The sequence below is a fragment of the Bacillus sp. 03113 genome (assembly GCF_006546985.1).
In the GTDB taxonomy this organism is placed as follows: Bacteria; Bacillota; Bacilli; order Bacillales; family Cytobacillaceae; genus VATK01.
On record NZ_VATK01000004.1, the window covers coordinates 20,168 to 46,373 of the forward strand.

General features: G+C 36.9%; 24 protein-coding genes. All 24 read right to left on the reverse strand.

What is annotated here, in order from left to right; genetic code table 11:
* Positions 1 to 130: 130 nt before the first annotated feature.
* Positions 131 to 1,033, reverse strand: coding sequence for a succinate--CoA ligase subunit alpha (gene sucD / locus FDO66_RS04315; RefSeq protein ID WP_141431189.1), 903 nt, complete (start codon positions 1,031 to 1,033; stop codon positions 131 to 133).
* 19 nt (positions 1,034 to 1,052) lie between these two features.
* Complete coding sequence (gene sucC, locus FDO66_RS04320) at positions 1,053 to 2,210, reverse strand: ADP-forming succinate--CoA ligase subunit beta (RefSeq protein WP_141431190.1); 1,158 nt, start codon at positions 2,208 to 2,210, stop codon at positions 1,053 to 1,055.
* Between the two features lie 658 nt (positions 2,211 to 2,868).
* Positions 2,869 to 3,162 (reverse strand): EscU/YscU/HrcU family type III secretion system export apparatus switch protein, encoded by a 294-nt coding sequence (locus FDO66_RS04325; RefSeq protein WP_141431191.1) that lies wholly within the window; start codon positions 3,160 to 3,162, stop codon positions 2,869 to 2,871.
* The gene (locus FDO66_RS04330) at positions 3,159 to 4,481 is read right to left on the reverse strand and encodes a hypothetical protein (RefSeq protein ID WP_141431192.1); all 1,323 of its coding nucleotides are present in this window, start codon (positions 4,479 to 4,481) and stop codon (positions 3,159 to 3,161) included. The genes FDO66_RS04325 and FDO66_RS04330 overlap by 4 nt, the downstream gene beginning before the upstream one ends.
* A 13-nt stretch (positions 4,482 to 4,494) precedes the next feature.
* Positions 4,495 to 5,271 carry a ribonuclease HII gene (locus tag FDO66_RS04335; protein ID WP_141431193.1) on the reverse strand — a complete coding sequence of 259 codons (777 nt, stop codon included), beginning with the start codon at positions 5,269 to 5,271 and terminating at the stop codon, positions 4,495 to 4,497.
* Positions 5,272 to 5,594: 323 nt separating this feature from the next.
* Positions 5,595 to 6,461 carry a ribosome biogenesis GTPase YlqF gene (ylqF, locus tag FDO66_RS04345; RefSeq protein WP_141431195.1) on the reverse strand — a complete coding sequence of 289 codons (867 nt, stop codon included), beginning with the start codon at positions 6,459 to 6,461 and terminating at the stop codon, positions 5,595 to 5,597.
* Between the two features lie 70 nt (positions 6,462 to 6,531).
* Positions 6,532 to 7,086 carry a signal peptidase I gene (gene lepB, locus FDO66_RS04350; protein ID WP_141431196.1) on the reverse strand — a complete coding sequence of 185 codons (555 nt, stop codon included), beginning with the start codon at positions 7,084 to 7,086 and terminating at the stop codon, positions 6,532 to 6,534.
* 199 nt (positions 7,087 to 7,285) lie between these two features.
* Positions 7,286 to 7,630 (reverse strand): 50S ribosomal protein L19, encoded by a 345-nt coding sequence (gene rplS / locus FDO66_RS04355; protein WP_141431197.1) that lies wholly within the window; start codon positions 7,628 to 7,630, stop codon positions 7,286 to 7,288.
* 141 nt (positions 7,631 to 7,771) lie between these two features.
* Positions 7,772 to 8,512 (reverse strand): tRNA (guanosine(37)-N1)-methyltransferase TrmD, encoded by a 741-nt coding sequence (gene trmD, locus FDO66_RS04360; RefSeq protein WP_181444454.1) that lies wholly within the window; start codon positions 8,510 to 8,512, stop codon positions 7,772 to 7,774.
* Positions 8,512 to 9,030: a ribosome maturation factor RimM gene (gene rimM, locus FDO66_RS04365; RefSeq protein ID WP_141431199.1), complete on the reverse strand. Its 519-nt coding sequence runs from the start codon at positions 9,028 to 9,030 to the stop codon at positions 8,512 to 8,514. Before rimM ends, trmD begins: the two co-directional genes overlap by 1 nt.
* A gap of 16 nt (positions 9,031 to 9,046) precedes the next feature.
* The gene (locus FDO66_RS04370; RefSeq protein ID WP_141431200.1) at positions 9,047 to 9,433 is read right to left on the reverse strand and encodes a YlqD family protein; all 387 of its coding nucleotides are present in this window, start codon (positions 9,431 to 9,433) and stop codon (positions 9,047 to 9,049) included.
* Between the two features lie 338 nt (positions 9,434 to 9,771).
* A complete protein-coding gene (locus FDO66_RS04375; RefSeq protein ID WP_141431394.1) occupies positions 9,772 to 9,999 on the reverse strand; it encodes a KH domain-containing protein in 228 nt (75 codons plus the stop codon).
* Between the two features lie 12 nt (positions 10,000 to 10,011).
* Entirely contained in the window at positions 10,012 to 10,284 is a 273-nt protein-coding gene (gene rpsP, locus FDO66_RS04380) for a 30S ribosomal protein S16 (RefSeq protein ID WP_141431201.1), read from the reverse strand.
* 140 nt (positions 10,285 to 10,424) lie between these two features.
* Complete coding sequence (gene ffh, locus FDO66_RS04385; RefSeq protein ID WP_141431202.1) at positions 10,425 to 11,777, reverse strand: signal recognition particle protein; 1,353 nt, start codon at positions 11,775 to 11,777, stop codon at positions 10,425 to 10,427.
* A 12-nt stretch (positions 11,778 to 11,789) separates the two neighbouring features.
* On the reverse strand, positions 11,790 to 12,125 hold the full coding sequence (locus FDO66_RS04390) for a putative DNA-binding protein (protein WP_141431203.1): 336 nt from the start codon (positions 12,123 to 12,125) through the stop codon (positions 11,790 to 11,792).
* Between the two features lie 145 nt (positions 12,126 to 12,270).
* On the reverse strand, positions 12,271 to 15,042 hold the full coding sequence (locus FDO66_RS04395; protein WP_141431204.1) for a vWA domain-containing protein: 2,772 nt from the start codon (positions 15,040 to 15,042) through the stop codon (positions 12,271 to 12,273).
* Positions 15,032 to 16,804 carry a vWA domain-containing protein gene (locus FDO66_RS04400; protein ID WP_141431205.1) on the reverse strand — a complete coding sequence of 591 codons (1,773 nt, stop codon included), beginning with the start codon at positions 16,802 to 16,804 and terminating at the stop codon, positions 15,032 to 15,034. Before FDO66_RS04400 ends, FDO66_RS04395 begins: the two co-directional genes overlap by 11 nt.
* Positions 16,805 to 16,813: 9 nt before the next feature.
* Positions 16,814 to 17,680: a DUF58 domain-containing protein gene (locus tag FDO66_RS04405; protein ID WP_141431206.1), complete on the reverse strand. Its 867-nt coding sequence runs from the start codon at positions 17,678 to 17,680 to the stop codon at positions 16,814 to 16,816.
* Positions 17,677 to 18,690, reverse strand: coding sequence for an AAA family ATPase (locus tag FDO66_RS04410; protein ID WP_141431207.1), 1,014 nt, complete (start codon positions 18,688 to 18,690; stop codon positions 17,677 to 17,679). The genes FDO66_RS04405 and FDO66_RS04410 overlap by 4 nt, the downstream gene beginning before the upstream one ends.
* Before the next feature lie 7 nt (positions 18,691 to 18,697).
* A complete protein-coding gene (locus FDO66_RS20720; protein WP_181444447.1) occupies positions 18,698 to 20,329 on the reverse strand; it encodes a coiled-coil domain-containing protein in 1,632 nt (543 codons plus the stop codon).
* Positions 20,330 to 20,365: 36 nt separating this feature from the next.
* Positions 20,366 to 21,211 carry an ABC transporter permease gene (locus FDO66_RS04420; protein ID WP_141431208.1) on the reverse strand — a complete coding sequence of 282 codons (846 nt, stop codon included), beginning with the start codon at positions 21,209 to 21,211 and terminating at the stop codon, positions 20,366 to 20,368.
* A 45-nt stretch (positions 21,212 to 21,256) separates the two neighbouring features.
* Positions 21,257 to 22,489, reverse strand: coding sequence for an RNA-guided endonuclease IscB (gene iscB, locus FDO66_RS04425; protein WP_141431209.1), 1,233 nt, complete (start codon positions 22,487 to 22,489; stop codon positions 21,257 to 21,259).
* A gap of 297 nt (positions 22,490 to 22,786) precedes the next feature.
* Positions 22,787 to 23,713, reverse strand: a complete 927-nt coding sequence (locus FDO66_RS04430; RefSeq protein ID WP_141431210.1) for an ABC transporter ATP-binding protein — start codon at positions 23,711 to 23,713, stop codon at positions 22,787 to 22,789.
* Complete coding sequence (locus tag FDO66_RS04435; RefSeq protein ID WP_141431211.1) at positions 23,710 to 26,082, reverse strand: DUF7408 domain-containing protein; 2,373 nt, start codon at positions 26,080 to 26,082, stop codon at positions 23,710 to 23,712. Before FDO66_RS04435 ends, FDO66_RS04430 begins: the two co-directional genes overlap by 4 nt.
* Positions 26,083 to 26,206: the final 124 nt, after the last annotated feature.

The window sequence follows — 26,206 nt, forward strand, 5'->3', positions numbered from 1 at the left end:
GTGTCAAAAATCGACAAAAAAAGATCATAGCAAAAGAGGCTGACCTTTACCTCCATTTTTTGATGAATGATGAAGGTTTTTGAAGGTGTGGTCAGTCTCTAATTAATTGACATTAATTCGACTTATCACCTTAATAAACTGCACATTTTTCAAATAAATTTTTATCCTTTAATACTTTGATTAATGTATCCCCCATTACAGACGGAGTCGCTGCTACTTTAATCCCACACTCATTCATAATGCGAATTTTTTCATCTGCAGTACCCTTTCCACCTGATATGATGGCACCTGCATGACCCATTCGTTTTCCAGAAGGCGCTGTTTGGCCTCCAATAAATCCAATCACAGGCTTTGTCATATTTTTCTTTACCCATAAAGCAGCTTCTTCTTCAGCAGTACCACCTATTTCACCAATCATAATGACCGCATAAGTTTCTGGATCTTCATTAAATTCTTTTAAAACATCAATAAAATTTGTACCATTTACTGGATCTCCACCTATTCCAACAGCGGTGGTTTGACCTAATCCAGCTTTTGTCAACTGATGTACCGCTTCGTATGTTAAAGTTCCAGACCGTGATACAACCCCTACATGGCCTTTTGTATGAATATATCCAGGCATAATTCCGATCTTACATTCATCAGGTGTAATAACTCCCGGACAGTTCGGACCAATAAGGCGCGTTTTCTTTCCTTGCATATATCGTTTTACTTTTACCATGTCTAATACTGGTATATGCTCCGTGATGCAGATCACAAGATCAAGTTCTGCATCCACACCCTCCATAATAGCATCTGCAGCGAATGGAGCGGGTACGTAAATGACAGATGCGGTTGCTCCTGTAGATTGCACCGCTTCTTGTACCGTATTATACACAGGAACTCCTTCTACTTCCGTTCCCCCTTTTCCAGGCGTTACACCAGCAACAATCTTTGTCCCGTAATCCAGCATTTGTTTTGTATGAAAATGAGCAGTAGAGCCCGTTATTCCTTGAACAAGCACCTTTGTATGTTTGTTTATAAAAATACTCATTGTTATTCTCCTTTCACTCTCATACTAATGAAACGATTTTTTGAGCTCCATCTGCCATGGATTTAGCTGCAACAATATTTATACCTGAATTTCGTAATATGTCTTTTCCCAAATCTACGTTTGTTCCTTCTAATCTTACAACGAGCGGTACCTCAAGCCCAATCTGCTTTGCCGCTTCCACGACGCCAGCTGCAATAACGTCACATTTCATAATCCCTCCAAAGATATTAACAAAAATTCCTTTTACATGAGGATCTGATAAAATGATTTTGAAAGCTTCTGTTACTTTTTCTGCTGTCGCACCGCCTCCGACATCAAGAAAATTTGCAGGTTCTCCGCCATAATGCTTTACTATATCCATTGTTGCCATTGCAAGCCCAGCCCCATTTACCATACATCCTATGTTTCCATCTAAAGAAATATAGCTAAGATCATACTTTGATGCTTCTACTTCCTTTGGATCTTCTTCATCTAAATCACGAAATGCTAGTATGTCTTTTTGTCTATATAATGCGTTGTCATCAAAGTTTAATTTTGCATCCAAAGCAATGATTTTCCCATCACTGGTTTCAACTAAAGGATTAATTTCAACGATCGAGCAATCCTTTTCAATAAACACTTGATATAGGTTCAGCATAAACTTTACCGCTTGACCTACTAGTTTACTAGGGATATTAATGTGAAAAGCAATTCTTCGAGCTTGAAAAGGAGTTAAACCAACTACAGGATCTATTTGCTCCTTATAAATTTTTTCTGGTGTTTTTTCTGCTACTTCTTCTATTTCTGTTCCACCCTCTTCTGATGCCATTAAAACCACTCGAGAAGCAGCACGATCTAATACTAAGCCTAAATAATATTCCTTCTTAATATCGCAGCCTTCTTCAATTAGTAACCGCTTTACTTCTTTCCCCTCTGATCCAGTTTGATGCGTTACAAGCTTTTTCCCCAATATTTGGCTCGCATATGTACGGACCTCATCCATGTTTTTTGCAACCTTTACCCCACCTGCTTTACCTCGTCCTCCAGCGTGTATTTGCGCTTTTACGACACAAATAGCATTACCTAATTCCTTTGCAGCTTCTACCGCTTCGTCAACAGTAAAAGCAATTTTGCCATTTGGAACTGCTACCCCATATTGTCTAAGGATTTGCTTTCCTTGGTACTCATGGATATTCATTTCCCATCCCCCTATAAGATCTGATTTTAAAAGCAAAGCGGAAGCGCCTTGATCAGCCGCGACAGACATAAGACGCGATACGCAGAAAAACCTGATTTTTGGAGTATCGTGGCTTATGATCCGAGCGGCTAGGTGCTGGAGCTAGACACCAGTCGAAGTTCCGAAAAAGCGTTTTCCTTTGCAATAGACTGCGCTTTCATTTTATATAATTGCGCTTTCATTGTCTAACAATTCGACTTGAATATTGTACTTTTTCAAATATTTTGAATTTTATTCAGGGAAATTATAATAATAATTTAAGCTGAAATGGTAGAGAGAAAAATTCGTAGTTATAAATAATAGTAGATGGGAGTGCAGAAGATTATATAAAGTATATCATCGTTTCCACAACATGCCAATAGGGATAGGAATATTAAAACCCTTTCAATTCCATCAGCAGGTCATTTTTTATTATAAAGGAAACTACAAAATAGTTTGATGTCGATACTTTGATATAAATGTATCCACGTTCAGCGATGTACAGGATGTACGAGTGCCGATGTTGCCACAGGACGTGGCGCTCTTAATTGGCCAGCGCCTAGCCCTTGCGAAAAATACCTCATGCCTCTAAAAGCAAAAAACACTTTTTGAGTCATAGGACATTTTTCTTCAGGGCTGATCAAGGCGCTTCCGCATTTGTCCTTGATTTATCGACTCGATAAATAAATGCAAATACCTCTGCCACTGCTTGGTAAAGCTCCTCAGGTATACTTTCTGCAATATTTAGCTTTCCTAATATCTCCACTAATGAAGGATCTTCATGTATCGGGATTTGATGTTCATTTGCTTTTTTTATTATATTTTCAGCTGTAATGCCTTTTCCTTTTGCGGTAATAATAGGGGCCGTCTGCTGTGTTTGATGATAGCATAAAGCAACAGCAGCATTTATCTTCTTGCCGTTCATTTTCTTCATATTTTTAAATCAACTCCTCGATAATTAGGGGAATTTTGAGAATGATCTAACGGTAGTTTCGAAGCCTGAAAGGGTAAGTAATCTTCTAAAGTTCGAAAATTTACAGATGAAAGAGTATATTCAAGACTGAAAAGATTTTGTTTTAAAATAGGGATATATGGCTTAGCAATTTTTTTCAACTCATTCATCTTATTGATAACTGTGACTGGGACAATGCGATTTTGCACTTGCATATCTATAATCGTTTCTTTTAATTGATCAAGCTCTAAATAAAAGAGGATACGACAATAATTAGGATCCATTGTTCCATTTTCTTTTTTACGCCCATTCCATTGCATCGTTAATTCGATCAATTGCTCTTTAACTAATAAGGGGATTTGCAGCAAGTAAGAATATACCGGTCCATGATCGTTAGAAAGGATTTGATATCCTGTGATCTTATGTACAAGCTGCTCAAAAATCGTTTTCTGCTCTATAGGAGGATCGTCTTGTAAATAACGAATTAAAAGTGATTTTAACGTCTCATCATTTGACGTTTGTATATTTTCTGGATTGTTTATTAATTTTATCACATCAAATTCATGAGAAAAACCAATGCTGCGTATGATTGTTTTTAATTCATTTCCGCCTTCCTTCAGACCGTAAAATTCATCTTTTAACATCGTCGATTCGCTCTCTCCATTAATTGAAGAGAGATCTAGCTTCATGATTCCTTTCAAAAAAGCATTAAGTCTTTGTCCATTCTCAGTGAGGTCTTGCTTTTGCAGTAAAAGGATGGCTTTATTAATCAACGATAGCAGAGAATCATCCGTCATGACTGTATAGACAGATTGAAAAACGTTTTTCGTAAATGGAAGATTGGTTGTTAGCATATGCTTGATAGCCTTCTGTCCATCCTGTACGGATTCTATACTCTTCAACCATTCTTCAGTCAGATTGATATTTTCTGCAGACATTGGTAGTTTTTCTTTTATAAAAAAACGTACGAGGTCAATATTTTCCTTGCTGGGATGTATAGAAAAATGCTTGGCAATCCCTTCTACCGTATATTTTGAGTCTTGTAAGTCCTGCTCATCCAAAGAGAGCATTTTTAAATGGATCCTCCCTTCCCCAGACAGGACTTGAAACCAATATTGTTTATTCGTATTTAGAGGAACATCTAGTTGAGCAAAAACCTTGTTTGCCCCAAACTGAATTTCAGCCGTTTGCTTCGGAAACAACTTTATTACTTTGCCAGTAATGACCTGACCTTCTTGAAATGAAAGAATCTTTTTCGTTTGTTGATTAAAAAGAGACAGCATATCATTGATAATTTTCATTATAGCCCTCCAATTAGAATTTAGTTATGTAATTCTTAACTGGTGCGAAGCTTTTTCGATGATAAGGAGTAATGCCGTATTTCTCAATTGCATCTAAATGCTCTTTCGTTCCGTATCCCATATTTTTTGAAAACCCATATTCCGGATACTGTTCCCCTATTTTAGATAACATTCGGTCACGGGTGACCTTTGCAACAATGGAAGCTGCAGCAATGGAAATGCTTTTACCATCACCTTTAATAATAGCTTCAAAAGGATAAGGGGTATCCAGCTTCATAGCATCAATCAGCAAAAAATCTGGAGCTGTTGATAAATCAATAATTGCAGCCAGCATTGCTTTTTTTGTGGCTTCGTAAATATTGATTTCATCAATTTCTTCCGCTGAGATGACGCCTATTCCAATCGCTATTGCTTCACGTTGGATGATCGAAAAGATCTCTTCCCTTTTTTGCTCTGTTAACTTCTTTGAATCATCAACACCAGGGTAATAAAAGGTTTCTGGCAAAATAACTGCTGATGCAACAACTGGACCTGCTAGCGGCCCTCTTCCAACTTCATCAATTCCTGCTATATAGTAAAAGCCCTTCTTACGAAATTCTTGCTCTAATTTAGTCATTTCAACAAACCGATTATGTAATTTTCTCGCCTGTTCCTTTTCTCTTTCCCATTTAATAAGAAGCCTTTGGACTCCTTTTCGTTCATCCATCCTTAATTCTTTAACGAAGGTATGATCTAGATCTTGTATAGTCATGAGCTTATCTTCAATTTCATGAATCGTAAATTTTGTCATTTTGCACCTCTAATTTTTACGTAACAACAAAGAAAGAGGGTGACTCAATTGAAGAGGCATCCTCTAATAATTTTTGGCTGTTTTCTCAAAGTTTGTTGCTTTTGACATAAAAAAATTGGGAGAAACGTTTCGGAGCAGCCTGCATACACGTAGACTCCTGTGGGAATGCGAGAAAGGCGAGACCCCGCAGGAGCGTATTCGACAAGGAGGCTTGACGCTCGCCCACGGAAAGCGAAGTGTATGCAGGCTGCGCGTTTAAAAGCAACAATCTATACGAAAACAGCCTAATTTTTAAAGCTTATATGAGCTAACTTAAGAAATCCTTATTCTTTATTGACAAGAATTTGTGCAGGAGATTCAAATGACAGTGCGCCTAGCTTTTCTGATCTTATTTCTCTAATTACAAGCTCAGCTACCTTGTCATAATCTACTTCTCCACCGCTCATTAGAGAACCTCTTGCAGTTCCAATATTATCAAAAAGTTCTACGATATCATCAGATATATGCTGAAGATTATACCGTTCATTCAAACGTCCTGGATATTCTTTTTCAAGAAACCGCAGAGCATAGACAGCTACATCCTGTAAATTAAGGATGGTATCTTTGATAGCACCTGTAAGCGCAAGTTTCAAGCCCACCTCTTGATCTTCAAATTTAGGCCAAAGAATCCCTGGAGTATCAAGCAGCTCTAACTCTTTTCCTACTTTAATCCATTGTTGTGCTTTTGTAACGCCTGGAGTATTGCCAGTTTTGGCAATATTTTTTTTCGCAAGTCGATTGATCAACGTAGATTTCCCAACATTCGGAATGCCGACAATCATTGCTCGAATCGCTCTTGGTTTTACTCCTTTAGCTCTTAAACGGTCGAATTTTTCAGCTAAGATCTCTTTGGAAACAGTAACGATTTCCCTTAAACCTGAACCAGCTTGTGCATTAATCGCCAGAGCTTGTATATTTTGTGCTTGAAAATATTGAATCCATTCTCTTGTTATCTCTTTGTCAGCCATATCTGCTTTATTTAACAATACTAGCCTAGGTTTATGCTGAATAATTTCATCAATCATTGGATTACGTGATGAATATGGCAATCGGGCATCAACAAGCTCAAAGATCAAATCAACGAGTTTAAGCTTTTCAGTAACCTGTCTTCTTGCCTTTGCCATATGTCCTGGAAACCATTGAATTGTCAAGGCAGGTCACCTCCTTAATTATTTAAGAACCATTATCTTTTTAATTTTTATTTCTACCTATAATAGCGAGTTATTTAACCTTACGAATATCGTTAAGAGGCCAATAAATAACACTCGTATTTCCTAACACCTTATCCATTGGCACAGTTCCGATATGTCTGCTATCTTTACTAAATCGACGATTATCACCCATCACAAATAACTCACCATCTGGTACCCGTTCTTGTCCAACTGGAGTTTCTTCTAATTTAAAGGACGCAGTTAACGGACCGTCGATCACCTGTTTTTTATAATCGTCTAAATAAGGTTCTTTATATGCCTTTCCATTCACGTACAAAGTATCATTTTTATACTCAATCCGATCGCCTGGAAGACCTATGACCCTTTTTATGTAGTCCTTTTTTTCTGGAGCATGAAAGACAATGATGTCAAATCTTTTCGGTTCTCTTACTTTATAATTTATTTTATTTACGATCATCCGATCTTGATCATGTAAGGTTGGCATCATAGACAAGCCATCAACTACGATTGGTGCAAATAAAAAATAACGGATAACTGCCGCCAAAACTACTGCAATAACAAGGGCTTTAATCCATTCCCAAAGTTCATTTTTCTTTTTTGCCATTTTGTTTCCCACCATTCCGCCACATAAATGCTTCGTGTCTAGTAATAGGTTCTATTATTTCATTCTTATTATATATCATACAAAGGAGAAATAATAAGAATAGCCGTTATTAATACTGTATATTTACCTAATTCCTACAAAAGAACTGCATCGAACTATAAAAAAGAGCTTGTTTGCACAAGCTCTTTTTCTACATACATTATCGAATTTCTTTAATACGAGCTTTTTTACCACGTAGGTTACGTAAGTAATAAAGTTTAGCACGGCGAACTTTACCGCGGCGAATAACTTCAAGCTTCGCAATTTTTGGTGTATGAACAGGGAAAGTACGTTCAACGCCTACTCCGTAAGAAACTTTACGTACTGTAAAAGTTTCGCTAATTCCACCACCACGACGCTTAATCACAACACCTTCGTATACCTGAATACGCTCACGAGTACCCTCAACAACTTTAACGTGTACACGTACAGTGTCACCAGGACGGAACGCAGGAAGATCTGCACGAAGTTGTTCTTTTGTGATTTCTTCAATTAATTTTTGCATCGTTTTCAACTCCTTCCAACAGACGCTCATGCAGAATAAATATTTAAAATAGCAGCGGAACATCGTTATAAGGCTATAGCTATTTATACTAGCCTAAGCCACAAAAGATATCTTAACACAATTCAAAGTGGACTTCAATACTTATTCGCGTTGATTTTCAAATTCCTTTAACCATCTCTTTTGCTCGTCACTTAATGGATATAGTTCTAATAGATCAGGACGTCTATGATAGGTTCGCTTTAACGACTCTTTCTTTCTCCATTCCTCGATTACTGAATGATTCCCAGATAGTAAAGCATCTGGCACCTTCATTCCTCGGAAATCAGCAGGACGTGTATAGTGTGGATGCTCAAGTAAACCAGTACTAAAGGAATCCTGTTTATGCGATTCTTCATTTCCTAAAACCTCAGGAAGCAATCTAACCACGCTATCAATGATAACCATGGCACCGAGCTCTCCTCCTGTTAATACATAATCACCAATCGAAATTTCATCCGTAATGAGATGCTCTCGAATTCTTTCATCATATCCTTCATAATGACCGCATACAAAGATCAGATGCTCGTTTGATGATAGTTCTTCTGCTTTTTTTTGTGAAAATCTTTCTCCTTGTGGGCATAGAAGAATAATGCGGGGATGAGACGTTTTTGATTTATCCTGTAAATCATGGACTGCATCAAAAATAGGCTGCGGCTTTAATACCATTCCTGCCCCGCCTCCATAAGGGTAATCATCAACAGTCTGGTGCTTATTATCTGAGTATCCGCGAAAGTTGACAATATTATATTGAACAGCATTTTTATCCGCTGCTTTTTTTAATATAGAGTGATTTAATACTCCTGCAAACATTTCCGGAAATAGTGTAAGAACATCAATTTTCATCATGATAGCAGCCCTTCAATCGGATCAATAAGGATTACTTTATCTTTTACATCTATTTTTTTTACCACATCTTCAATATACGGAATTAATATTTCTTTACCGCCAGCACCTTTTATTACCCAAACATCATTAGCCCCTGGTGTTAATATTTCAATGATCTTTCCAAGTTCTTCTCCATCCATTGTATAAACTGCACAGCCTATAATTTCATGAAAATAGAATTCATTCTCTTCAAGCTCGTCAAGCATATTTTCAGGGATTTTAAGTATACCGCCCTTCATCCTTTCAACAACATTTAAATCTTCAAAGCCTTCAAATGTTAACAGGTCGAAGGATTTATGTGTACGATGCGATTTAACAACTAGCTGTAACGGATTGCTTTCATTGCCTATAAATAAATATAAGGGATTTCCAATTTTGTAGCGTTTTTCGGCAAAGTCCGTCTTTGATATGACCCTTACCTCACCTTTTATTCCGTGTGTATTAACAATTTTCCCTACATTAAACCATCTTTCCATGTTTTTCATCTCACCTCTAACGGATTTCCACGACGATTCCGTCTTTTATGACAATTGTTTTTGAACTCTCGACATCCTCCCACAAGTCTCCTAGTGATATTTCCACAATGCCTTGAAGTTCCTTTTCCTTTAATTCACTGCCTATAGGTAGCATATGTAATTGTTCGATCTGAAAATCTAATAATTTGCTTTTTTCCTGTCTCATCCCTATTTCTTTTTCAAAGTGCTTTAATAAATTAGAAGAGGGGATTTTTTTCATTTTTTCCAGCCGTTTAAGTTCAAAGCGGAGCTGGTCGCATTCTTTTTGCATTTGGATCTTATTGTACTCATATTTCTCTAAAAGCTCCTGCTTACTCTTTTCAGTTAATACTTGTTTGACAATCACTGTCTGAAGTATTTTCATATAAGCGTCCCTCCAAACAATTCTTCCCCAATAATTGAAAGGAAAAGCTCAAATCTTTTCTTGTAAAAAAAGGAGGGTTTCCCCTCCTTCTCTAAGACGTTTTTCAAACAATCCTTTCTTTCTAATAGGCTCTGTTAAATTTCAGTGTTGATTTATAACCGTCAGGAAATTCACTCGCTTTCCGCGGACGAACTGGCAAGCCTCCTCGCTCGTACCTCACTGCGGGGTCTTTCCAACCCGTTTTTCCGCAGGAGTCTCGCAAATTTCCTTCCAAAATCAACATTATCGTTTAACAAAGCCTTCTAATAAAAAGAAGAATAATGCTTGAAATTTATTCACTAATTTATTTCTAAATAAACCGTCTCTGACTTTGAAGCACCTGCCGCATACACAACAGTTCGAATCGCTTTTGCAACGCGCCCTTGCTTTCCAATTACTTTGCCCATGTCACTCTTGTTGACAGAAAGCTTATAGGTAACGCGATCTTTCTCTTCAAGAATTGTTACCTGAACATCATCAGGAAAATCTACAAGGGGCTTCACAATCGTTTCGATAAGCTCTTTCATCACTAATGGATATTACTTACCGTTTTTAACATTATGAAATTTTTCCATAATGCCTTGTTTAGAGAAAAGGTTACGAACTGTATCTGATGGCTTTGCTCCATTTTGAAGCCATTTTAATGCAAGCTCTTCATTAATGTCTACTTTAGCTGGTTGAGCTACAGGATTGTAAGTTCCAACTGTTTCGATTGAACGTCCATCACGAGGAGAACGAGAATCAGCAACAACAATACGATAGAAAGGAGATTTTTTTGCTCCCATACGTTTTAAGCGAATTTTAACTGCCATTTTAAATAAGCACCTCCGAATAGTTTCACACAAGATAGTATAATATCAGATTTTTGATTGGTTTGTAAAGTGTTTTTTCTTGTCACTTGTTTTTTTAAATATTTACCAAAATTTAATGGGGTTACCCATGAAAAAACAGATTAGAAAGGGTTAAAAGGAAGCTTAAATCCGCCTCTTTTCTTCCCTTTTTGTCCCATGTTAGACATTTGCTTCATCATTTTCTTCATGTCTTCGAATTGCTTTAATAAACGATTTACTTCAGGAACAGTTCTACCGCTCCCTTTCGCAATACGCTTTCGGCGACTAGCATTTATGATTTCAGGCTGAGCTTTTTCTTTGCTGGTCATGGATTTAATAATCGCTTCAACATGTGCTATTTGTTTTTCATCTATCTGAAGATTATTAAGCCCTTTTATTTTATTTGCACCCGGCATCATCTTCAATAACTCATCGAGCGGACCCATTTTCCTAACTTGACTCAATTGCTCTAAAAAATCATCGAAAGTAAAAGTTGCATTTCGCAGCTTTGCTTCTAATGCTTTAGCTTGTTCTTCATCAACATTAGCTTGAGCCTTTTCAATTAATGTTAGAACATCGCCCATCCCAAGTATTCTTGAAGCCATCCGTTCTGGATGGAACGCCTCAAGAGCATCCATTTTTTCTCCGAGACCGACAAATTTAATAGGTGTGTTCGTTACGGATCGAATGGAAAGCGCAGCTCCACCTCTCGTATCTCCATCAAGCTTAGTAAGAACAACTCCTGTTAAACCAAGCTGTTCATTAAAGCTTTGTGCTACATTCACAGCATCCTGACCCGTCATTGCGTCTACAACTAGAAAGATTTCTTCTGGGTTTGCTAATTCCTTAATCTGTTTTAGCTCTCCCATTAAGTCTTCATCGACATGGAGTCGTCCAGCTGTATCAATTAGTACATAATCGTGATGCTGCTCCTTTGCGAAAGCAATCGCTTGCTTGGATATCTCAACTGGGCTTACTTGATCTCCTAAGGAGAAGACAGGCATGCTAAGTTGTTTTCCTAACGTTTCTAGCTGTTTGATCGCAGCAGGGCGATAAATATCTGCTGCGACGAGCATTGGATTTCGATTATATTTTTTTCTTAACAAGCTTGCAAGCTTACCAGTTGTTGTCGTTTTCCCAGCACCCTGTAGTCCGACCATCATAATAACAGTAGGCGGGCGAGAAGCTACAGCAATTTTACTTTGCTCTCCCCCCATCAGGTTTGTTAGTTCTTCTTTAACAACCTTAATAACTTGCTGGCCAGGTGTTAAGCTTTTTAATACTTCTTGTCCAACCGCTCGTTCACTTACTTTTTTAACAAATTCTTTAACAACCTTAAAGTTAACATCCGCTTCTAGTAAGGCAAGACGAACTTCACGCATCATTTCCTTTACATCTGCTTCATTAACTTTCCCTTTGCCGCGAATTTTCTGAATCGTATTCTGAAGTCGGTCGGCTAATCCTTCAAATGCCATAAACGCCGCCTCCTAATCTAATTTCTCAAGCTCTGCAATAGCATCAAATAAAAAATCTGCCAATGGAGAGTCTTCGTTCTGTAATCTTTCCTTGATCTTGGCAATCAGCTGGCTTTGCTTTTGAAATTTTTTTAATAACGCAAGCTTTTCTTCGTATTCCTCAAGCATGTTTTCTGTTCTCTTGATATTGTCATACACCGCTTGACGGCTCACATCATATTCTTCAGCAATCTCTCCGAGAGAAAAATCATCTAAATAATAAAGAGACATATAGCTTCTCTGCTTCGGTGTTAACAACGACTGATAGAAATCATAAAGATAATTCATACGCGTTGTTTTTTCAAGCATCGATCTTTACCCCCATGTTAAGTGAAAAGCCTTTACAATGGATAGTTTACACAGAAATCCTTAGCATGTCAAGGTTTGAACGACTCTAATCCAATGACATAACAAAACATTGACTGGTTATTTCAAGATATTCCTTCCGCTTTTCTTAGGAATCCTTTCTTTTTTTTGCAAGCAGCAAGCGTTCAAGATTCTCTTCTCGATTTGAAGATTGTGATACCTTTGACTGAGATAAGTTTTTTCTTGCGGTTTTTTCATTTGTTAACGTATTTGCTTTTGCCGTATTTTTCTCATCATGCTGTTCAATTATTTTATCTGCTTTTAGATGATCTTCTTTTCGTTTTACATGCCTATGAACAGACAGGCTTTTTGCTTGTCCCTTTGAGTGGATTTGTCTAACCCTCCATTTTCCTATCCCAAAGCGGCGAATTGCAATTTCTGCAAATAAGAAAAGAAAGGCTGCACAGATTAGCCAATTGCTAATATCCTGTTTATGAAAAGCATTTTCTCTTAATGGACGAAAGACTTGTTTTTCACTCGTAAGCTCTTCACCTGATGAAAGCTTTACCCATTTTTTCAGCATTTCTTTATTTTCACCGTTCTGTAAATATTCTTCTGAATAAGGAATCGTGAATCCTGATTGATACACAGTGGATTGCCCATTTTCCATGGTCTTCTTAATACTTACAAAATAAGTTCCTGGCTTATTATTTATGTCTAATTCGTATTGACCAGGTGCAACTAATTTAGAGGATGTATTTACATTCTTGCCTTCCTCGGATATAACTGTCATGTCCAAGGGCAAGCTAATTTGTTCATCCGTTTGAATGGATAATACTCTTTTCCCGTTTTGTTTTTCAACAGAAATGCGGTAAGGCTCTTGATCATATTGCGGCAGGCTTCTTGTTACCATTTCATTAATAAACGTCGACCAATGACTCCATCTGGCCCAATCTCCAGACCATGCTCCATACAAATCGGATGTAAAAGCTATCCCTTTTCCGATTCCATATTGCCATTCAGCAAAAATCGGATCCTTCTTTTCACTGCTGATGGATACACTTGCTTGAGGCTTTGGAGTCGTTGCTACATAAGCATTCATTTGCGGGATACCATCCTGGAAGAGCTTCCCCCACTCATATGGATTTTGAATGACAGGGAAAAAAGGCTGATCCTCAATATAGGTTCGTGAGGCCATTACCGTTTCTCTTGAGAGAATACTCGGAATAACAGAAGCATCTGTTACATCATAATATCTTCCCGATCCAACCTCAGCAAGCTCCTCAAGAAGCCTTCGATCAGCATCCATACCAATGGAAACAGTAGATAATGTTATTTTATCTTCTTTTCCATCTTCAATTAGATCCTCATAGTTTGAATTTGTTGCAGATTGTCCGTCCGTAAGCAAAATAATATGCTTTCTTTGTACATTCAAACCATCAAGCAGCTCATACGCCTTGTCTAAAGAAGAATAAATTTCTGTTCCACCTCCAGGTGATATGGAACGGATCTTCTTCATCACTTTCGTTTTTTCTTTAAGGGGGTCTGGTTCTACAATCACCCAAGGACGATCGTCAAAAGCAATAACACCAAGAGTATCTTCCTCACGCAATAGATCGACTGATCTCGCAGCTGCTTCTTTTGCCCAAATAAGCTTATTCCCGCTCATACTCCCAGATCGATCAAGAACGATGATTAAACCAAGGGAAGGCAGCTCCTTCTTTCCTTTTATCTCCATATCTACAGGTAAAATTCTTTCAATTGGTGTTTTAAAATAGCCCCCTAAACCGAAGCTGTCTTGACCACCTGCCATAATAAAACCGACACCAAAATCTTTAACGGCCTTCTCCATGATATTCATTTGATCGTCTGTAATGGATGTTCCAGGGACATTATTAAATAATATAGTTTGATAGGATAGATATCCTGTTAAAGCAGTAGGCAGCTTTTCTGGAGTATATAGGTCCGTAAGAAAGCCTGCTTCATCTAAAATAGATTTAATTCTTGGATCATCATCTTGTTGGACAAGTAAGATCTTAGGAGTCCCTTTCACATTTGTAATCGTCTGAAGTGTATTGTTTTCACTATATGCATCCTGATTTGTAATGATCTCTCCTTGGAATTGAATCAAGCCAGTTTCATCTACTATGTGGGAAAAGGAAAACATATTTTGTCCTTCTTTTACATCCACTTCACTATTAATGATTTCTTTATTATTTTCTGTAATACGGACAGTTGCTTTTTGAGCTATATTGCTGTTTATTTTCAGCTGAATATTAGCATTTTCTCCTTTATATAACGCAGGCGGTACGGAAAGCTCTGTTATGGCCATATCTATCTGTTTCCGTTTTTTCACAGGATACGTATCCAATTCAATTCGCTGGTTCTTTAATAATTTTATGGCGCTCGTTCCCTCACCAATCGTTTCATTTCCATCTGTTAGCAGGACAATTCTCCCGCTAGATTGATTCGGAAATAGTGCAGAGGCAAATTGAATGGCAGATTCAACATCTGTTTCGTTTCTCCCTACTACATTTTCAAATCTCCCAATCATTCCACGATCTGATGCTAATGACTGGTAAACGACAGCATTTTCTCCAAAAGTAACGATCCCATATGGATCCTTTTCATTTTTGTATGCAATGCTTTTTTCAATCCATTTATAAATTTCCTCCTCTGTTCCTTTTAAGCTTGCAGAATGGTCAACAAGAAAGATAACAGGAACCTCTTTAATAGGAGATAATATTTGTGGAACTGTTAAAGAAAATATTAAACATGATAATACTAGAGATCGAAGAAGAACAATAAGATAAGTTTCAAGCGAGCTCTTTTGAGTTCTTTTTTTCAAAAAGAAAAAAATAGAAATCAATGCAGGTATAAATAAAAGGAGGAGATACGGAAATTCAAACTCAATATCCACGTCGATACACCTCCCATTCAATGAATAATAAAATTAATGCTAGACTGGCTAACCAGATCCAGATAAAATCTGTTTGTTTTTGAACAAGATTTTTTTCTTGTTGCTTCTGATCATTGAGATGGAAAGAAGGTTTTACATCAATATTTTTTTCTCGTTCATCTAAGCTTACGGAAAAATATCTTACCTGGTCATTCGAGACTGCTTGATATAATCCTGGTTTTAAAGGAGCTGTAAAATTCTCTTTCTCAGAATGATATGAGTCAATTAAACTTCCTTCATGATCAAAAATTTCCCAATTCGTAGAAGCAGAGTCTAAATTTAGCCATTTTTTCTCCCCAGGTTCAAAGTTTCCTAGGAAATCTGAACGTTCCGATAACCATTGAAAGCTATTGTATAAAAAAATCGGAAAGCTCGGTGAAAGCGGCCAATCTGTTTGTTCAACCGAAAAATTAACAACGATCACTGGCTGTCCGTTAATGAATCCTTTCTGTATTAACGGAATATTCCCGCTGTGGACAAGTGTTGTCCAATCACCTTTCATCTCCTGTGAAGCTGAATCAATGTAAATAGGTGCCAAATTTACATACTGTAATATCGGATCCTCTTCCATCTTTAGCGGTTCCTTTAATGTTATTTTCGAAGCTTTATTCTGATTAAAAAATAACAGCGGATGCTTTAAATCCGAAGAAATAGAAGAGCCTTCTCCTACTAAAACACCATCTGTTTCGAGGAGCTCTTGGCTATCTGATGGTAATTGAATAAGATCAGCACCTATCGTTTGTAAAGCTCTTGTGACGAATGGGTTCGTGTTTTGAAGTGTATATAATTTTGATGCCTTTTCTTGGTAAAGGGCAATTTGATGATTATCTGCTTCGTATGGATCTTTTGCCTTAATCGTCAATTCATAATAAGGTTCTTTCATTAACGTTGGAATATGCACAAATTGTTTTTCATGTGCTTTAAGGGTGACAACTTTTTCAAATAGTATATTCTTTTGACTTATTACTTGTAATAGAACTGATTGTTCATCTACCGACTGATTTTCAATCATGGCAGCTCCTGAAATGACTCCCTTTTGTTCACTTACTCCAAAAGATAGTATAGAAAAATTGTCCTCCTTCTCCCCATCAGTATGTATTTCAATATATCGATTTCGAATAACAGATGAAACATCCGACTTTGATACGGAATCAGTAAATACATGTATGCTTGTCTCTTTTCCATTTGAAAGAGAAGAAGCCATTTGCAAAGACTTATTCATGTTTTCATGACCATAAGATAAGTGAAGCTGTTCTATTTTTTTTCTGATTTTTTTGAGATCACTTTCTCCTGTTAAAATCATGTTTGGTTTTTCTGATGCTTCGATAATGGTTACTGTTTGGTTTTCTTTTAATTGATCTACCATTTCGAGCATGCTTTCCTTGCTCATCTCTAATCGACTTCGATTTTGATGGAGGGCAGACATTGAAGCAGAAGTATCTGTTATAAAGATGATCTCCTCTCCTTTCAATCCTTCTACATGCCAAAATGGTCTAACTAATGCAAGCATAAGAAGTAATAAAGCCAAAATTTGCAGCCAAAATAATAGATTATGCTGTAGTTTTTTCAGCCATGGAGAAGCCTGCCATTCATTTAAGACTTCCTTCCAAAGCATGTTAGATGAAATGGGGACTTGTTTATATTGCTTTCGAAAAAAATAGAAAACGATCACAGCACCAATGAAAATAGTAAATAAAAAATAGAATGGAAAAGCAAAATGCATGAAATCACCTCAATTCAATAAGCCTTTGGAAGGAAATTCATGAAAAAACAAATGGGATAGTTCCTTTGAGTCTTCAACTAGAAGGTAGGTAATGCCGTACTTTAAACAAAGTAGCTCAAGCTTTTTATTATGCTGTTGAAGACGTTGCTGATAAGCTGTAATTAAATTTTGATTGACACTAACATTTACTTCCGCATTTGTTTCACTATCCTTTAGTTTTACATCTCCAGAAAAATCAGGTAAAAGTTCTTGCTGACTCATTACTTGGAGAAACCAAACATCCTGTATCCTTGAACCTACCTTTTTTAATAGACTCTCAATCTCATTTATTTTTTCCATCCCATCAGTGATAAGAATTGATAATTGTTGATTCTTCCCTATTTTCTGTTTGGTATTTTCTGAAAAACCCTCTGTATTCATGGTTTCTGTAAGCTGAATGATTTGTTGGTATACCTTCCTGCTTTGATTGGCTCCTTGTTTCTGTATTGGGTAAGAGCTTGGAGAACTGATAGGAAAAAAAGATAGCCGATCTTCATGATGGAGAGTGATAAAGCTTAAAGCTGCAGCTAGTTGTTTGGCCATCATCCATTTTGACTGTATAGCTCTCATTGAAGATGTTGCATCTAAAAAAATGGATACAAAAATTTCTTGTTCGTCTAAAAATCTTTTTATATAATGCTTTTGCGTTCTTCCAAATACATTCCAATCAATTTGTCTTACATCATCTCCAGGCTGATAGACACGAAAATCAGAGAACTCCAATGAAGAACCAAAAGAAGTCGATTTCCGCAGCCCTTTGTGCAAGCCCGTTTGCTTCTTTTTCACTATGAGTCTTTTCTTTTGAAGTTTACTAAGCAAGTAATGAGGCTGATTCATCGTCTTTTTCCTGCCGCTAAAGAAGTCGATCTTTCTACGATCTCTTTAATCAATGCTTCTACTGTGATTCCGCTTGCCTCTCCTTCAAAATTAAGCCAGATACGATGTCTTAGAACTGGAATGGATACTTGCTTTAAATCACCTGTTGAAATATGGTATCTTCCTTGAGATAAAGCTCTAGCTTTAGCCATTTGGATCATGCTTTGCAAACCCCTTGGACCGCTTCCATACTGAACATAATTTTTTACATCCTCTGAAGACTCTTCTGAACTAGGATGAGTTGCAGAAATAATATTCACGGCTATTTGCAAAACCTCATCGGAAACGAGAATCTTTTTTGCTAGCTGTTGGTAGTGATTGATTTCGGTTGAATCGACTATTTTTCGTAGATCAATTTTTTTCGTTCCAGTCGTTCTGTTAATAATCTCTTTAAGTTCAGCTTTTGAAGGATAAACCATTTTCACCTTACAAAGAAATCGATCCATTTGTGCTTCTGGAAGCGGGTAGGTTCCCTCCATATCAATTGGATTTTGGGTGGCCATTACAAAAAAGGGGCTTTCTATTTTTTTTGTATCCCCAATAACGGTAACCGTTTTCTCTCCCATTGCCTCAAGCAAGGAGCTCTGTGTTTTCGGTGTTGCCCGATTGATTTCATCCGCTAACACAAGATTCGCAAAAATGGGACCTGGATGAAAAACAAAGCTTTGCTTTCCATCCAGACTAGGCTGCAGGAGCATCGTCCCAGTAATATCGGATGGCATAAGATCAGGTGTAAATTGTATTCTCGAAAACGATAAATCTAATACTTCGGAAAGGGTACGGATAAGCATCGTTTTTCCTAATCCCGGCAGTCCTTCTAACAGAACATGTCCACCTGACAGAATACTCCACAACACCTGTTCAATCACCGTTTCTTGCCCGACAATAAATGTGTGAATTTCTTCTTTTATTAATTGCAGCTTTTCATAAGCATTTAAAATATCCTGTTCTAGTTGTACCTCATCTTTCATACCATACCTACTCCTTATCTGGATCTATATTTGAAAAGTAATTTTTAACCATATCTTCTAAATCTGTCGGAAGTTTATATCTTTCTGTACTTTCACGATATGCCTTTTCATATTCACCATACACTTCTTGATACGGTCTGATACTGCCTTTAAGCACGAGGCCATCTCCATCCATTTGTTGGCCTTGAGTCCCTGCACCTAGCTCGCCAGTATCCTGTTCGGTTCGATTTTCTCCCTTTGCATATTCAGGAATCGTTAGCAACTCTCTAGAGCCCGACCCAAGCCCTGCTCCAGAGCCATTCCCGTTTCCAGATCCCGAACCATTACCACTGCCGCCTGAACCTGATCCACTTCCCGTTCCTGAACCATTGCCACTGTTGCCTGGACCTGTACCATTACTGTTACTACTTCCATTTCCTGCTCCTTGCCCATTCTGATTATTACTGCTATTAGGGTTTTCGCTTGTGTTTCCGCCATTATTACTAGTGTTAGGCGTTGTTGACGGATTTCCGCTAGAATTAGAAGGATTATTGCTTTGACCAGAGCTTGCTTGACCGCCTTCTTGTGATCCATTTGCATTCGAAAGGGCTAGTGAAGATGATTCAAGACCGTTTGCAGCCATTTGCTCCTGTAGATTTTGAGCTGAATTTTTTAAGCTTGTTTCCGCTTGAGCCAGCTCTTGTACTTGTCTGTCTGCTTGAGCCGCTGCTTTTAATTCTTTTGCAAGCTGTTCAAGCTCCTTTTCCGTTAAGGAACGGTTTTGATTCGTAAGATTTTTCCATGAATTTCTTTGATGATCAGAGAATTGATTCCAATTTTTATTTGCCTCTCTTAATGCATTTTCGATCTCAGAGATGTTTTGACTTTTTAATGATTCGGAAAGATTTTGAAATTCTTTATCATTGAGCACAGGTTGAAACGAATTCCATTTCTTTTTGTTTTCTTGCTCTTTTATTTGTTTTAACTCCAGCTGCTTGACTTGTTTCTCCATTGTCTTTAGAGCTTCCCGCGGTGTCTTTGCCTGATTCAATTCATGAACTGTTTTTGCCAGCTCTTCCTTAACTGAGGGCTCCTTTACTTTTTTCATTTCTTTTTTTAACTCTTTTTTTGCGTCTGACAAGAGTTCGATCTCAGTTTCTCTTTTCTTGGCCAAGTCCCATTTTTCAAAGGAAAATTGATGCAATAGTGTGGATGAGAAGAGGAAAAGGAAAAAAAGAACAATCCACTTCGGATAAAAATATATTTTTTTTCGTTGTAAAACGAGTGGCATCTGTTTTTTCATTAAACGTACGGTTTTCAATAATTGAAGTCTCTCCATTGCCCCATTTCGATTTAAGAACGAAAATGCCGTAACCACATCATCCTCCTCTACAAATCCATTAAAGACATGAGCAGCTGCTGAGACATCAGGGCGACTGTACCATAGACGGAAACAGATGAAGCCGATAAGAAGGATGCAGCCAATGAAAAAGAAGGTGAAAAAAAAGGGAATGATCCATACACTAGCTATTAATCGCATAATAAGGAACAACCCTCCTGCTATCATTAGCAGGAGTTGCACTTCCTTTAATAATTGCTCCCAAAATAATTCTCTTTGAATTGGCTTGAGCAGAGAATAAAATTGTTTCTTTTCGTCCATATTTCTCCCTTCAATCCTTTGATCATTTAAATGAATCTATATTTTCTTTGCTTTCATTATAGGCCTTAATTTTCGAATACTGATTAATAAAGCTGCGGCGAAGATCAACGTGTAAGATACCAAATAAGCTAGCCACACTGGAAAGTGAATACCTGTTAACCGAACAAATTCCTCCGAAAATTCTGGCTGCAGTAGCATTGTCATAATCATAGGCGGATTCAGCATGGCAGTAAAATATGGAAAGGGTGACGTCACTTGTGTACCTGAAAACCCTTGGGTTAATTGCATAAGTATTAAGGTTAAGATGGCTGTCCCACCCGCAAGAAAAAGAGTCATGCTATAGGAAGTAACCATCGAAACGATTGTTTTTCTTATTAAAGTAGAGAACAGAACACCTAAACTACCATATACTAGGATGGTAAAAATGAAAAATCCTAAAGTCATTAGCACCTGACCAGGTGAGATCCCGCCGAATAAAAACACAAAGCTATATAAAGGCAAACTCGCAAGCATAAGAAGAACAAGATATGAGAGAGAAGAAACAAGCTTGCCTATGATAATATTTGTTGAGCTTTGTGTGGTTGTGAGAAGAATGTTCAACGTTTGTCTTTCTCTTTCACTGCTTATTACTCCACCCGTCAATCCTGGAGTTATAAATAAAATTAATCCAAGCTGTAAATAAGAAAGAATCATAAACATCGTTCTGCTTTCCTCTGGCTTAAAAAATCGCTGCCCGCTTGCAACCATCACCAAGGAGATAAAGCCGATAATAAAAATACTAAAAGCTAATATATAAAATAAAACTCCGAGAAAGCTCTTTCCCGACCGAAATCGCAATTTAAATTCTTTATTTAACACCGGATTCATCAATTGATTTTTCAAGAAGTTTCAACCTCCTACCAAAAATATGTTAATTTATAAAAAAATCTATACAAACCATTGAATCTTATTGCATTTCCATAATAGTTTTAATCTATTCATGCCGTATCTTTTCAACTTTTCTCCATTAAAAGTAGTGATATTACACTGATTTTTGTCTGGATATAAAGCAGTAATCCAGCCTATATAAAATTCTCCATTCCTTTTTGTGTATTTTACAATATCTCTATGATTAAAGCCCTTTACTTCTTTTGTTTTTCCCTGCCTTTTTCTTCTCATCGGCCGAATTTTGTACTCTTTAATATCCACGTTATTTCCATTTAAATTTGCAATCATTAGCGCATCATTTGAATGTGTCTTTTCTACTTCATAGTCAATCCTTTTATTCGCTGTATCGCATCCTGTTGTCAATTCTAAGCTTGCTCGTTTTGAAAGTTCATTTCTTAAATAGGTTTTCCCTTGCATCACATGTTGGACATAATCGAATCGAATGTTTTTTCCCTTGATTATCGAATAAAATTCATCTGCATAGTTCATTTCATGATTCCCTATAAAAGAATGACAATCTGAACATAGTGTGATTAAATTACTGATTGTATTTGCCCCGCCAAATCTTTTTGGTGTAATATGATGGGCTTCTAATCTACATTCTTTTGCCCCGCATTTTTTGCATTGAAATTGATCTCTTAATAACGTTGCTTTACGAAGGTTTTCATCTAAACGATTAGATTTTTGATATTGCCACTTATAAAGCGTTCTACCTTCTGTCAATTTTCGCACATCGAGTAGTACATCTTCTAATCTAAACTGGTGAATGGGGATCCATTTCATTAATTGTTGAACAACTCTCAATATAGCATCTCGCTTTTGTTTAATGGAAGGAGCAATTCTTTCTTTTCGTTTAGAAGAAGAACGATTCTGAAACCTTGCTTGACGATACCTTTTATGACTCCTTCTGTACCGTCTATATGCTCTTCGAACATCCATTAACTTTTTGACATCATGACGCTGTTCAATAATCCCTTTGAATACCGCGATATTCTTTGATTTTCCTTTTTGTACAATTGCAATTCCCGCATATTTGGAACCGTCGTCTATTCCACAAACAAATTCCGATTTGCCTTGTTCTTTATCGGTTACTTCTTTTTTGAGTTGAATCACCATTGGGTATTTTTTGACAAGAATCGCTCTTCCTTTTCTTATTAAGTACCAACCTTTGTTTTCTTTAGTAGGACTTAATGGTTTTCCATTTTGATCTAATACAAAACAATAGACAGCCATTTCTGACTAACCTTCCTTTCGGAGTATCATTCGTCTACCCAATGTCAATAAGAGGACATGTGTGTTGGTGTTGTCTATACAGGTCATGAGTATAGTTTCTTCCTTTGCACTCACAGAGCAACGGACTGACGAGAACATCCGAGGGTGTGTGTTTACCTGACTTATCAACGTAGTTCATCACGCAAGAAATTTTTCAACTTTTCACACTCACTAAGGGTGGAGAGCAATAAAATAGAATAAATCGAAAAGACAAGTGACCACTTTTCGATCTATTTGTCTATAAATTTGCCTACTATTTTATTGATCCTTTGTAATTTCCATAAACACATCTTCTAAATTGCTTTCTTCTTCAGAAAAACTGATGATCGAAATATCGTTTAGAATAGCTTTTTTTAGAAGCTCCCTTTGCTGTTCAAGTGTTCCTTGATAAATAAATTGACATGTGTTGGCTTCATCCATAATCGTTGCTTTTATGACGAGATGATCATCCTCAAAAAAGGAGACTGCCTTCTCAACATCCGCGATTGTTTTAACCGTAATCGTTTTTTCCGCTCTTAATTGCTGTTGAATATCAGCAACTGTTCCTTTTGCTACTAATTTTCCTTCATCAATAATTCCGATCACATCACACATTTCTGCGAGTTCAGGCAATATATGCGATGAAATCAAGATCGTTTTTCCCATACTTTTTAATTCCTTCAGAATTTCTCTCATTTCAACTCTAGCTCTTGGATCAAGACCTGATGCTGGTTCATCTAAAATTAAGACTTCCGGATCATGAATTAAGCTTCTTGCTAAACATAGCCTTTGCTTCATTCCTCTTGAAAGCAAGTCAACATAAGCATCTTTTTTATGCGATAAATTAACAAGCTCAAGCAACTGAGGAATAAGTCTCTTTCTTTCTGATGAACTAATTCCATAACTAGCCCCATAAAAATCCAAATATTCCTCTGCTTTAAGCTGATCATAAACACCAAAAAAGTCAGGCATATAGCCTATTTGCTTACGAACAAGCTTTGGTTCTTTTAAAATATCATAGCCATTTACATATGCTGTTCCAGAGGTTGGAGAGAGCAAAGTTGCTAAAATGGAAAAGGTAGTAGATTTTCCAGCACCATTTTGGCCAACAAAACCAAAGACAGTTCCTTTTTCAATCTGCAAATTCAATGACTCTAACGCTGTAAATTTTCCATATCTTTTTGTTAAATTTAAGATTTCAATCATGGTGACACCTCTCCTTTTAGCGTAATCGTTGGCATTTGGACATATGGATCGTCACCCTTTGACTCTTTTTTAAGTCTTAAGATTAGCTCACCATTTTTTGATAAGTATTGCTGCGGGTTGTCCTCTGCTTCTAATATCAATCGATTACTTTCAACGTTTAAATATTCACCTGTTGTAGGATTGTACAATTGACTGTCAATAAATGAACCGTTTAGGCTAATGCGAATCTCATTTAACGAAAGCTTACCCACATTGAACGTTTTTGGAAGTGCAACGCTGAAATCATATTCCCCGTCCTCGAGCAGCATCTCATTCTTTGGTCCAGCCATTTTTTCAATAATAGCTCCTTTTACTACATTAATGTGTGTTTGCAGCTCTTCACTTTTCAATGTAAAAGGACCTGTATAATTTCCAGATACTTGTAGCGGAGAGATGATAAGATTTAAACTTTCCTTCTTCGCTTCTTTATCAATTACTTTTACATCTACAACTGGGCTCTTTGTATAGCCAGAAATGACAGGATCATTACTATTTTGCAGCTTTGACAATAATAAAGAGCTCACAGCACTTTCTAAGCTTTCTTTTTTCATTTTTGAAAAATCTTTATTTGCATGAGGACCATTCATGCCCATCCATTCTTTATACGAAGGACTATGTAAATAAGCACTTTTCATTTTATGATTTACATGAATCGTTCCTCCTGCCTTTACATTTCCTAGTGATATCCTCTCATCCCCAGACCAAATAAATACTTCTGAGAAGTCAATTGGATATTTATTTGTAACACTGCCTTTAAGCGTTTGATTTTCAATTGACAAATTTGTTTCAAATTGCCCAGAGATTTTTTTATGGGACTTTCCATATAACGTTCGCGTCGACCAATATTCAACCTTTGGGAGAGAAATAAAATAGTCATTACGATTTTCAGAAATGACAGCTTTCTTACTACTTGTTTGGTCATTCGTCAATGGAATAACTTCAAAATCTTTCTTAGGTACACTTAATTGATAATTACCTCCTGTATTGGAAAGCAAGGTTGTAGCTTGATAGCCTGAGAGATATCCTTGATTCGCCGAGTATACTCCTAACTGATTCAATTGTGGCTTTCCTAAGCGATCTTTCGCCCCAATGCCAAACATTACAACGGATACAAGTAAAGCGAATGAAGGAATTAACCACCATGCATGCTCTCTTTTATCTATTTTTCTTAGCACAAAATAGAGAACTGGCACGATTAAAATTAAATAGACCGTAAGTATTAAAATAAAAAGACCAATAGAGAATTGACTTCCTGGAAAGTATTCATTCACTTCCGCAAATTGATAGTATAGGTCATCTAATAAATTCCCACTATATTTATTACTATTTATTTCCACATAACTATTTTGATTAAGAAGCTGTTCAAACCAGCCTCCGTATCCATCCCATGTAGAAATAGCAGGATCACTTAATGAAAAGGCCGTTTGAATAATTTGTCCTTCTCCTATTTTTTTACTAAAAATAACGGGCGTTGAGTCACTCATTGCAATAACTTGACTAGAAGAATCAATTGATCCTGTGAATATATGAATATTCTTTTCTAAAGGCTGTTTATTTCCATTCTTTAAAAAATCGGTAGACACAGTCATTTCGGCTTCTGGCTTCATTGGCAATAAGGAGTATAAATCTCCATAGGCTTGGCTTGCATTTGAGCTAGCTCCAGCTATTAAGACACCGCCTTCTTTTATCCAATCCTCGATTGCCTTCTGCTTTTCTTTATCTAATTCGGCTAATGAAAATTGATCAACTATCAGATAATCAAACATTTTTAATCCTTGAGACTCATAAGGAACGGTATCTTTTTTCAATTGCATGGATTCAATTGTGGCATCAGGAAGAATCCTCAACTCTTTTAATTGATCATATTGGCTGCTTAGAATCCCTAAGGAATTACTCGTAATAAAACTAACCTTTAATGACTTATCCCCTGTAAACGGAACTTCCTCCCTATCCTTCCAGCTTCCTTTATATAAGTGAATGGTAGGTTTATTTTGATATAAAGAAGGATGATCTTCCGTAACCCCCGGTAAAGATATGTGAAAAGTTTTGGAGCTTTTTTCGGGCAGTTCAATCTGGATAACTTTGGAGCCTCCAGTCTGATAGGATGGATAAAAATCAATAGTGAGATCTCCTCTAAATAAAGGCCCATCATTTTCAATGGATACTTGAACAGGAAATCCTACTCCAGGTGAAACCTTTCCATTTACTCCAGCCTCTAATTTAATTTTAATCATTGGGTTGTTTTCTGCTGTTGCCATATCTGTCATTAAGCATAAAAAAAATGACAGAGCTAGCATACTTAAGATTGTGATCTTTATACTCTTGATCAAAAAAATTCCCCCTTTTCTTTCTATGTATACTATTTGACGAAAGTCTACTACTTCCTTCTATAGATAATTAGACGAAATAGAACGAATTAATCCCTACAGAAAATGTAAAAAAAACAAGAGAATG

Coding starts and splice junctions, on each gene's coding strand:
- rplS (WP_141431197.1), bottom strand. CDS start 7,630: ATGCAAAAATTAATTGAAGAAATCACAAAAGAACAACTTCGTGCAGAT.
- FDO66_RS04405 (WP_141431206.1), bottom strand. CDS start 17,680: ATGAATCAGCCTCATTACTTGCTTAGTAAACTTCAAAAGAAAAGACTC.
- FDO66_RS04410 (WP_141431207.1), bottom strand. CDS start 18,690: ATGAAAGATGAGGTACAACTAGAACAGGATATTTTAAATGCTTATGAA.
- FDO66_RS04375 (WP_141431394.1), bottom strand. CDS start 9,999: ATGAAAGAGCTTATCGAAACGATTGTGAAGCCCCTTGTAGATTTTCCT.
- sucC (WP_141431190.1), bottom strand. CDS start 2,210: ATGAATATCCATGAGTACCAAGGAAAGCAAATCCTTAGACAATATGGG.
- rimM (WP_141431199.1), bottom strand. CDS start 9,030: ATGGAAAGATGGTTTAATGTAGGGAAAATTGTTAATACACACGGAATA.
- trmD (WP_181444454.1), bottom strand. CDS start 8,512: ATGAAAATTGATGTTCTTACACTATTTCCGGAAATGTTTGCAGGAGTA.
- FDO66_RS04330 (WP_141431192.1), bottom strand. CDS start 4,481: ATGAAAATTATCAATGATATGCTGTCTCTTTTTAATCAACAAACGAAA.
- FDO66_RS04370 (WP_141431200.1), bottom strand. CDS start 9,433: ATGAAAATACTTCAGACAGTGATTGTCAAACAAGTATTAACTGAAAAG.
- sucD (WP_141431189.1), bottom strand. CDS start 1,033: ATGAGTATTTTTATAAACAAACATACAAAGGTGCTTGTTCAAGGAATA.
- FDO66_RS04430 (WP_141431210.1), bottom strand. CDS start 23,713: ATGATTGAAATCTTAAATTTAACAAAAAGATATGGAAAATTTACAGCG.
- FDO66_RS20720 (WP_181444447.1), bottom strand. CDS start 20,329: ATGGACGAAAAGAAACAATTTTATTCTCTGCTCAAGCCAATTCAAAGA.
- ffh (WP_141431202.1), bottom strand. CDS start 11,777: ATGGCATTTGAAGGATTAGCCGACCGACTTCAGAATACGATTCAGAAA.
- rpsP (WP_141431201.1), bottom strand. CDS start 10,284: ATGGCAGTTAAAATTCGCTTAAAACGTATGGGAGCAAAAAAATCTCCT.
- iscB (WP_141431209.1), bottom strand. CDS start 22,489: ATGGCTGTCTATTGTTTTGTATTAGATCAAAATGGAAAACCATTAAGT.
- FDO66_RS04325 (WP_141431191.1), bottom strand. CDS start 3,162: ATGAAGAAAATGAACGGCAAGAAGATAAATGCTGCTGTTGCTTTATGC.
- FDO66_RS04335 (WP_141431193.1), bottom strand. CDS start 5,271: ATGACAAAATTTACGATTCATGAAATTGAAGATAAGCTCATGACTATA.
- FDO66_RS04390 (WP_141431203.1), bottom strand. CDS start 12,125: ATGCTTGAAAAAACAACGCGTATGAATTATCTTTATGATTTCTATCAG.
- lepB (WP_141431196.1), bottom strand. CDS start 7,086: ATGGCAAAAAAGAAAAATGAACTTTGGGAATGGATTAAAGCCCTTGTT.
- FDO66_RS04400 (WP_141431205.1), bottom strand. CDS start 16,804: ATGCATTTTGCTTTTCCATTCTATTTTTTATTTACTATTTTCATTGGT.